Here is a 9,821-nt window from a genome sequence, read left to right as displayed (position 1 = left end):
GGTGGGAAGCGCGCGGAACGGGCTGGACAAGCACCATCGCCGCGTTAATTCTTCAGGCTTGCGGCGCGAATGCCGCTCCGGGGGGAAAACTCAATGGCCAGCAATGCGATCGCGGAAACCTTCGACATGGGACGCGTCCTGAGCCGCGCATTCGGCGCGATCGGGCGTAATGCCGCGCTCTTCCTGGGCCTGGCCGCGATCCTCTCCGGCATCCCTCAGCTGATCGCGGGACTCTGGCGTCTCGGTCTCAGCGGACCGGAATTCGCTGGCCCGATCGTAATCGCGGCGGTGGGCGGCGGCCTTCTCGCCTGGGTCGGATCGGCGGTTCTCCAGGTCGCGATCACCCGCGCAACGATCAGCGATCTGGTCGGCGAGCGCCCGAGCTTCGCCGGCTGCCTGAAGGCCGGCTTCGCGATGCTGTTGCCGATGATCGGGCTGACGATCCTGCTGGGTCTCGGCATCGGCCTGGGCTTCATGCTGTTATTCGTGCCGGGGGTCATGCTCTACATCGCATGGTCGGTCGCGGTGCCCGCTTATGTCCAGGAACGGATCGGCGTCGTCGAGAGCTTCGGTCGAAGCCGTGCGCTGACCAAGGGATCGCGGTGGAAGATCTTCGGGCTGCTGCTGGTCTGCTGGATCGTCATTCTGATTCTCCAGGCGCCGACCGGCCTGCTGACCGCTGCAGCGCAGACGCCGACCTCGTTGAGCGTTCTCATCACGACCGCAGTGAGCATCGTGACGACGATGGTCCTCTGCACCATCCAGGCAGCGATCTACGTCGAGTTGCGCGACGTGAAGGAAGGCGCCGCGCCCAGCGATCTGGAAACGATCTTCGCCTGACGCGCGTCGTCTGACTAGCGGCCGGTCGGGGAACAGGCTCAGGGCTGCTCCCCGACCGGTGCGACATACTCGCCCATGTCAGGCGCATCGTCCTGCGGCTCGCCGCGTTGCAGGTTCGAGTGGCGGATGCCGTACGCGAAATACAGCACCACCCCGCCCGCCAGATACCAGAGGAAGAACATCAGCACCTTCATCGGCACCGTCGTGATCAGGTAGACGCACGACGCGATGCCGAGCAGGGGCACCACCGGATAGAGCGGTACGGTGAAGCCACGTGGCAAATCGGGCGCGGCGCGGCGCAGATAGATGACCGACAGGCAGACGATCGAGAACGCCGACAGCGTCCCGACCGAGGTCATGTCGCCGAGCACGTTGATGTCGAAGAACCCCGCCGCCACCGCAGTGATGACGCCGACCAGCACCGTGTTGACATAGGGCGTCTTGAACGTCGGATGCACGGTCGCGAACACGCGCGGCAACAGGCCGTCGCGCGCCATCGTGTAGAAGATCCGGGTCTGGCCGTACATCAGCACCAGCACCACCGACGTCAGGCCGATGATCGCGCCGATCTTGATGAGCTTGGCGAGCCAGCTCCAGGTCGGGCCGAAACTGTCGACCACAACGGCGACCGGATCGGGCACGTTGAGCGCGGTATAGGGCACCAGCAGGGTCATGATCGCGGCGACGAGCATGTAGATCAGCGTGCAGACGACCAGCGCCCCGATGATCCCGAACGGCATGTCCTTCTTCGGATCCTTCGCCTCCTGCCCCGCCGTAGAGATCGCCTCGAAGCCGACATAGGCAAAGAACACGATGGAGGCGGCGCGCATGATCCCGTCAACGCCGAACTTGCCGTCGCCTTGGCTGGCGGGGATGAACGGCGTCCAGTTGCGCGCGACCAATTCGTTGAAGTGCGACAGCACGATCGCGCCGCCGACCGCGATGAAGGCGACCAGCACGCCGACCTTGATCGCGACGATGATCGTGTTGACCTTGGCCGATTCCGCTACGCCCCGCACCAGCAGCGCGGCGAGTGCTAAGCAGATCAGGAAGGCCGGCAGGTTGAAGATCGTCGTCACCGGCTGTCCGTCGACGAGCACGGGTACACCGCCCCGCATCAACGGGTACCCGGCCGGTCCCGTGAACTGCGGCGGAATGTGCACGCCGAAATCGGCCAGCAGGCTTACCATATAGCCCGACCACCCTACTGCCACCACCGACGCCGCCAGCCCGTATTCGAGCATCAGCAGCGCACCCATCATCCACGCGACGAACTCGCCCAGCGTCGTATAGCCATAGGTGTAGGCGGATCCGGACACCGGCAACGTCGAGGATAGCTCGGCATAGCACAGCCCGGCAAACGCACAGACGATGCCCGCTACGACGAACGACAGCAGCACCGCCGGTCCGGCATGCAGCGCGGCCGCCGAGCCGGTGCGCACGAAGATGCCCGCGCCGATGATGCAGCCGATGCCCAGCATCAGCAGGTTCCATTTGCCCAGCGTGCGCTTCAGTTCGCTCGCCGCGGTTTCCCGCTGCACCTGCGCGATGGACTTGCGCGCGAACATCCGCTCGACGATGCCCCTCCGGGCCTGAATTGCCATAGTTCCCCCGGCGTCAAAACGATCCAACCACTCCCGTCCATGCCTAGCGGACAACCGGGACGACGCAATCTTCTTAATGAACTACGGGGCTTAGCGGGTTAGCAAGCTGAACGATGCGCGCACCCCGCTCCCGGGACCATGCAACGCGACCTGGATATCGAACTCCCCCGGTTCCGCACGGGTCGTGCCGTCCTGTGTCACGAACGCGAGATCCGCACGAGTGAGAGACATAGCGAACCGCTGACGATCGCCGGCTCGTACGGCGACCCGCACGAAGCGCTTGAGCTGCTGCACCGGCCGCGTGCGGCTGGCGACGCGGTCGTGGATGTAGAGTTGAACGAGAGCAACGACATCGTGGGTGCCGGTATTGTTCACGAACCCGCCAACCGAAAGTTCGCCGTCCCACGTCATTATAGGGGCTACGACGACCTCTTCCAACACCGCGCGTCCATAGGTCAGCCCGTGCCCGAAAGCGTAGAGCGCACGGTCCGGCGCATCTCTCCACCGCGCGCGGCCCCCTTCCAGCGGGTCCGCGTCGCTCGCAGGGCGCCCGGTCGAGCGGTGATCGTAGGACCAGGGCTGTTGTCCGCTCGCCAGGGGAAAGCTGACCGGCAAATGTCCCGACGGCCCCTCGATCCCGAAGATCACGTCGGCGACTGCGTCTCCAGTCGCTTCGCCCAGAAACCACGTCGCGAGTATGGCGGCTGCGTCTCGTATCGCGCTCTCCAAAACCAGCGCGCGGCCGTGGCGCAACACTATGACGACCGGCGTACCGGTTGCCGCGACCGCCTCGGCAAGCTGGCGTTGTGCGGCGGGGACGTCGATCTCGACGCGGCTATTGCCCTCCCCCGACATGTCGCCGCTCTCCCCTACCGCCAGCAGCACGACGTCCGCCGATCGCGCTGCGGCGACTGCGCGCGCGATACCGTCCGGCAGGGGCTCTTGGATACCGGAGCCTGGTTCGACGACCAGCGACGTCGGGTTGGCAAGCCGCGCAAGGATGCCGGTTGCAAGGTCGATGCCCACACCCTGTTGGCCGGCGAACGACCAGGGACCGTTGAGATTGGCGCGATCGGTCGCGAACGGTCCGATCAGCGCGATCCGCTTCCCGGCACGCGGCACCGGCAGGATGTCGCGCTCGTTCTTCAGCAAGACGATCGACCGTGTCGCCACCTCGCGCGCCAGACGGCGGATCGCAGGGCTCCGCGTCTCGCGTCGTTCGACCCGCGCATCCATCGAGCGGTACGGATCGTCGAACAACCCGAGGGCATCCTTCAGCGCGAGCACCCGCCGCACTGCCTGATCGACGGCGGCGATCGGCACCGCCCCGCTCGCGACCAAGCCGGGCAGGTGACGATTGTACAGCCCGCTCTGCATCGACACGTCGATCCCGGCGAGGATTGCCAACCGCGCGGCATCGGCTTCGTCCGCCGCGATCCCGTGCGCGATCAGTTCGCGGTCGGCGTCATAGTCCGACACGCAGACGCCGGTAAAGCCAAGCTCGCCGCGCAGGACGTCCGTCAGCAGATGATGGTTCGCGGTTACCGGCACGCCCCCGAAATCCGTGAACGAGGCCATCGTCGCGCCGGCTCCTGCGGCGAACGCATTGGCGAACGGCGGGAGATAGGTCTCGCGCAGTTCCGCCTCGCTCATGTCGACCGCGGCATATTCCATCCCGCCACGCACCGCCGAATAGCCCGCGAAATGTTTAGGCGTGGCGAGCATCGTGTCGGCGCGCTTCAGGTCAGGGCCCTGGAACCCGCGCACCCGCGCGACCGCGAGCAGGCGGTTGAGATACACATCCTCGCCCGCACCCTCCGCCACCCGCCCCCAGCGCTGGTCCCGCGCGACGTCGACCACCGGCGCGAAGGTCCAGTGGAGCCCGCCCGCCGTCGCCTCTCGCGCCACCGCCCGCGCCGCGCGTTCGGACAGGTCGGGATCGAACGCAGCGGCCTCGGCCAGCGGGATGGGGAAGATCGTGCGACACCCGTGGATCACGTCGGCGGCCAGCACGAGCGGGATTTTCAACCGACTTTGCAACGCTGCCGCCTGCAACCGTCGCGCCCCCGCCACGCCGTAGCCGTTGAACAGCATCCCAACGCGTCCCGCCCGGACCTGCGCCAACATGGCGTCCGCGCTGCTGGCGTTGACGACCGGATTGAACACCGCGCCGACCGGGCGGACGTCGTCGTTGAAGCAACTAAGCTGGCCCGCCTTCTCCTCGATCGTCATCGCCGCGATCAGGTCGTCGATCCGCCGTGCCGCCGCCCCGGCCGGCATCGGCACCACGGTGGCAGCGGCGAGCAGTCCGGCACGCGTAAACAGCACGCGACGGTCGATCATCATTTCGGCGGGCGGAGCGCAAGAAACACCGTGCTCCACAATTGCGCCGCGTTGGACTCGTCGACGTCCGCACTCGACGCACCGAACGGCGCCACGGTGTAGCGGCCGTTCGCATACGCCCAGGACCAGAGCTCGGACGTCCGCACCTCACCCGCCGCGTCGATCGCGCGCCACAAGCGCGCGCGCGCCAACATCAGCCGGCTACGTGTCGCCCCCGAGAGATCGCCGCGCGCCAGCTGCCTATCAAGCCCCGCCGCGAGGATCGCCTGTTGCCACGACCACACCACCGTCCCGTGATAGGCGGTCGCACCGAACCGCGCTTGCACGTTCGCCGGCGCGAACGCAGGGTTGGCGACGAGCAGTCCGATATCCGTCATCAGTCCGGCCGGGAACGGCCGCATCATCGCGTCGACCGACCGATCCAGATCGGCAGCCGAAGGCGTGCCGAACAACAGCGCGAACCCGTCGTCCGAATGCACCACCGGGACCGGCTTACCCGCATCGTCCACCGATAGCGCGTTGAACGCGAGCGGTGCGGTCCCGAGCGACGTCAGAGCCGGCGCGGACGGCACTCCGACTTTGCGCGCATAGGCGGTGATGTCGGCACTAGCCTCCGCATTCGGCACGGTCATCATAAAGAACCGGGGCGCGCTGCGCTGCCAGACTTGCGCCTGCGTCGCCGCCTTCGCCATCGCCGCGCGGTCTTTGGTCGTGCCGTACCGATCGAGCAGGCCACTCGCGGCAAACCGCTCGATCGCGGCCAGCGCGGCCGGCACCCATACCGCATTCACGTCATACGCGTACCGACCGCGCCCCAGCCCTTCCTCGCTGTCACGCCACTGGCCGGTCAGTCGTCCGGCCTTGATCGCGACCAGTGCCTTGTATACCGGCTGCCTTGCGAACGCCGCCGTCCGATCGACAACCCAGGCAAAGTTTCGCGCGATCAGATCGCCCTGCCGCAACCCCTTCCCCGCCGGCGCAGCGAGAAACGCGGCGGCGCGCGCGCGACCCCGAGGTGCGTCCAGCAGCCACGCCCGCGCCACCGGCGCCAGCATGAAGTCGTCGTCGACCATCGCGTAATCATAAATTGGCATCGCGGTCCGCCCACGGCCTTCCCTGGCGTTACGCAGGACCGCGAACTCGCCGATATCCTCCTCGTGCGCGACCTCGCCATTGGCCGCGAGCCGTGCCAGCACCGCTCCGATGCCATCCTCGACTGCGGCAGGTTGCAGAACCGGCATCAGCAACCGCAGCGACATCAGCGTGTCGCGACCGAAATACGTGTCGAACCGCCACGACCCCGCCAGGAACTTTTCCTTGTACGACAGGTACGACAGCGCGTTGCGGGCACGCGGATCGGTGCGGGCGGTTGCAGTCAGCAGCGCAGCGCCACCAAGCGGGGTGAGCGGTGTCTCGCCACTGCCCGCGACGATCGCGATCCGGATGCGCCCGCCCTTCCCTGCGCGGATCCCGTCCCTGTCGACCACCGTCCCGTCGAGCCCGCGAACCGAGAGGACATAGCCTGCCGCGCCGTCGAACCGGTCGCGCGTCCAGACCATCCGGGGCCCACCGCGAAGATCGGGATCATACCGTCCCGCCACCAGGATCTCAGCAGGCGCCTTTCCCAAAGCCTCATAGTCGCGCAGCACCCGGATCGAAGACAGCACCGCCTGCCGGAAATGCAGCACCGGCACGTCGATGCTCGCGACTGCCTGCACCGCATGCAGCGGCCGCCCCTTCGCGTCCGTCATCGGCGACGGTGTCGGCGGCGTATCGAGCGTCCAGGTTGCGGGGCGATCGATCCTGTCGAACCACAACCCCACCGCGCTGTTGCCCGCCGGAAACGCCGACAGGATGCGCGGCACGTTGCCCGATCGCAGCAGCAGGTGCGCAGCGTTCTGGCCATCGCGCACGAACGCATTGATGTTTCGCCCTTCGTCGATCCGGAACGCAAGCGGTGCGGCATCGCGCTCGCTTGGGCTTTTAGTCGGCGTGCGTTGCGCGGACCCGGCGACACCGCCGGCAAGCGCGACGACGAGCGCCAGCGCGGAGGTGAAGCGGATCATGATGTCTCCGAAGGAAAAGGAGCGCGGTTGGGGTGAACCGCGCCCAAGGGGGACCTAGAAGTCGAAGCGCACGCTCGCCACCGCATTGCGGCCGTTGATCGGGCGTGCGAAATACGTGTTCTGACCGGTGTTCTCGACGAACCCGCCGCGCGGATTGCCTTCGGTCAGCCCGATCACGTTGCCGATATTCTCGACGCTCGCCGACAGCGACACACCTTCGTCGAGCCGGAACAGCACGCCGGCCGAAAACACCGAATAGGCGGGCAGTTCGAGCGAGTTGGACACGTCGGCATAGATCTTCCCGATCCGCTTCCAGCTGCCATAAATCTCGCCCAGATTGTTCGGCAGCACGATCGCCGGGGTCACGTTGATGTTGAGCGCCGGCGTCCGTTCCGGCCGGTTACCGCCGAAGCCCTGCACGGTCGCCCGTAGCGCAGGATCGATCGTGTTGAGATCCACGACGACACCGTTGCGGCGTGCGATCAACTCACCGATGCTGATGCTCGAATCCTGGATCACGCCGCTTGCCTGCAGGCGGAACCAGGTCGTCGGGCGCAGTGTCACATCGAACTCGCCGCCATACACCTTGATCCCCGAATTGGCGGTCAACTGCTGCGTGATCTGCACGCCGCCGACGGTCGAGGTGATGTCGCGCGACTGCGGGTAGTCGAGGAACTTGGTGTAGAAGCCGGTGATCGATGCCTGAAGGAAGCTGCTCGAGTAGCGCACGCCGCCTTCCGCGAAGCGCAGGTTGGTCGGCGTGTTCTGCTCCTGCGCCTGGAACCCGGTGGCGTAGCGGCCATAGACCGCCAGCTGCGGGGTGATCAGGTAGTTCGCACCCAGCGTCCACGCGACCTTGTTGAACTCGCGGCGCTGCGCCGTGTAGGTGCCGGCAAAGCTGTTGTTGATGTAGTTGTTGGCGATGATGTTGTCGTTGTCGACCAGCAGATTGCCCGCGGCGTCGTAGGTGCCCGAGCCGGGGACGGGTGCGCGGTTGAGCGTGTCGCCCGCCAGCCGGTTGAATACGAAATGCTCGAAGCGCGCGCCGCCATCGATCCGCAGCTTGTCCCAGAGCGTCAGCTGGTCGGTGGCATAGGCGGAGATAGAGCTGAACTTCGCACGGCTCGGGCCTTCGCCGAACGTGCCGTAGGTCAGGAAGCCGTTCTCGCTCAGCGATCCGACCACGTTGTTGGCGGCGTTCAGCGCGACCACGTCGACGCGGCGCGCCCGGTCCTGCACGTCGGTCAGGAACGTCGCGGTACCGATCGCATCGTTGTAACGGCTCGACCGCGTGAACAATCCGCCCAGCGTAAGCGAGTTGCTCGCCGTCTGCCACGTGATCCCGGTATCGCTGTTGAACTCCTTCACCGACGCGCGATTGCGGCCGATCACGCTCTCGGCGACCAGCCCGTTGCCGTTGATCGCGTTGAGCGCCGCGGTACCGGTAATGACTTGGCCGGTATCGACATAACGAAGGCCGAGTTTGTTGGCCCCCTGCGGCGCGAACCGCGCAAGCGTCTGCGCGCTGGTCGGGTTGTTCGCGAGCCGGTCAGAGGCGAGCCCCAGTCCGGAATTGTCGTACGAGAAGATCGAGTTGAAGTCGGTGCCGAAGTTCGTGTAGCGGCCGCGCGCGAAAAAGTTGAAGTCGCTGCCGATATCCTGCGTCAGGTCGTAGCCGTAGGACTGCGCCTTGGTATGTACGCCGTCCTCGAGGTCGATCGGCTGGAACGACCGCCCGGTGGTCGGCGAGGTGCGCGTCTGGACGAGCGCGAAGTCGCGGCTCTGCAACAGGCCGTGCGTGGCGGACAGGCCGGGGATCGACTTCGGATCGCCGACGCCGGTGAGCGGAATGCCGACATAGAAGATGTTGCTATCGTCGACGACCTTGGCCGACAGCGTCAACTTGCCGCCGGTCCAGCGCTGCGCGATCGCGCCGCGGAAGATGAAGCCGTGGTTCGCGTCGTAGCCCGGATCGCGGATGCCATCGTCCTTGCGGTAGAACCCGCCGATCGAGATCGCGGTGTTCTCGGCGATCGGCTTGGTCATGAATGCATCGACGCGGGACGTGCCGAAGCTCGACGTGGTCAGCTGGAACGTGCCGCCGGACTTGTCGAAATCGGGTTTGCGCGTGATGAAGTTGACCGTCGCGCCAGCACCGTTGACGGTCAGGATGCCGGACGAGCCCGAGCGGACCGCTTCGAGACGGTCGATCGAGACTTCCTGCTTCAAAATCGTGTCGCTCAGCGCGTTGATGTAGAAGACGGGCAGCCCGTCCTCCTGCAACTGCACGAATTGCTGGCCACCACCAGCGAGTCCGCGGACCGAGAAGTTGTTCGACACTTCGCCGCCCGAACCCTCGACGAACACGCCCGGGATCAGTTCGAGCGCCTGTGCGGTCGAGCGTGGCGCCTTACGGTCGAGGTCTTCACGGGTAGCGACGGTGACGGCGGACGACGAGGTCAGGACGGTCTGGCCGCGGGCGCGCGTGCCGGTGACGACGATCTCGTTGAGTTCGTTGCTGGCCTGCTGCGTCTCGGGCTGCACACCCACCGGGGTCCCGGGATTGGTCTGCGACACCTGCGGCGCGGCGATGGCACCGGTCGCGAGGACGGCGGTGCGGCCATCGAACGACACTAGCCTCAAGCCGGATGCGCTGGCGATGCGGCGAAGCCCGTCGGCGACCGCGAGGTTGCCGCGGATCGCGACGATCCGCCGACCGTGCGTGGCATCTTCGGGTGCTATGATCTGGATGCCCGCCTGGCGCGCGAAGGCGACGATGCCGGTCGAGGCGGACTGCGCGGCGACGTCGAAGCTGCGAGTCTGGCCAAAGGCGGCCGCGGGCGATGCAACGACCAGGGCGCTGGCCAGCACCAGACCCGTATACAGCTGTGAACGCATGATATTCCTCCCCTGCGATGTCCCGAACGCGTCTTCAGCGCGTCTATGGACAGAGATGCGTCGCCAACGG

At 66.4% G+C, this 9,821-nt stretch carries 5 protein-coding genes; 1 reads left to right on the top strand and 4 read right to left on the bottom strand.

Annotated elements, in window-relative coordinates; all coding sequences use genetic code 11:
* The first annotated feature begins 93 nt into the window (after positions 1 to 93).
* Positions 94 to 840: a DUF7847 domain-containing protein gene (locus tag AC1ME3_RS11180; protein WP_480953199.1), complete on the top strand. Its 747-nt coding sequence runs from the start codon at positions 94 to 96 to the stop codon at positions 838 to 840.
* A 38-nt stretch (positions 841 to 878) separates the two neighbouring features.
* On the opposite strand, the gene AC1ME3_RS11175 is transcribed toward AC1ME3_RS11180, so the two are convergent.
* The 4 genes from AC1ME3_RS11175 to AC1ME3_RS11160 all read right to left on the bottom strand — a co-directional run bounded on the left by AC1ME3_RS11175 (position 879) and on the right by AC1ME3_RS11160 (position 9,751).
* A complete protein-coding gene (locus AC1ME3_RS11175; RefSeq protein ID WP_480953198.1) occupies positions 879 to 2,444 on the bottom strand; it encodes an amino acid permease in 1,566 nt (521 codons plus the stop codon).
* 90 nt (positions 2,445 to 2,534) lie between these two features.
* Positions 2,535 to 4,790, bottom strand: a complete 2,256-nt coding sequence (locus AC1ME3_RS11170) for a glycoside hydrolase family 3 N-terminal domain-containing protein (protein WP_480953197.1) — start codon at positions 4,788 to 4,790, stop codon at positions 2,535 to 2,537.
* On the bottom strand, positions 4,787 to 6,853 hold the full coding sequence (locus AC1ME3_RS11165) for a hypothetical protein (RefSeq protein WP_480953196.1): 2,067 nt from the start codon (positions 6,851 to 6,853) through the stop codon (positions 4,787 to 4,789). Before AC1ME3_RS11165 ends, AC1ME3_RS11170 begins: the two co-directional genes overlap by 4 nt.
* Positions 6,854 to 6,907: 54 nt before the next feature.
* On the bottom strand, positions 6,908 to 9,751 hold the full coding sequence (locus AC1ME3_RS11160) for a TonB-dependent receptor domain-containing protein (RefSeq protein ID WP_480953195.1): 2,844 nt from the start codon (positions 9,749 to 9,751) through the stop codon (positions 6,908 to 6,910).
* Between the last annotated feature and the right edge of the window lie 70 nt (positions 9,752 to 9,821).

It is taken from the genome of Sphingomonas sp. BL2 (assembly GCF_056680015.1).
This window is presented reverse-complemented; position numbering and strand designations above follow the sequence as displayed.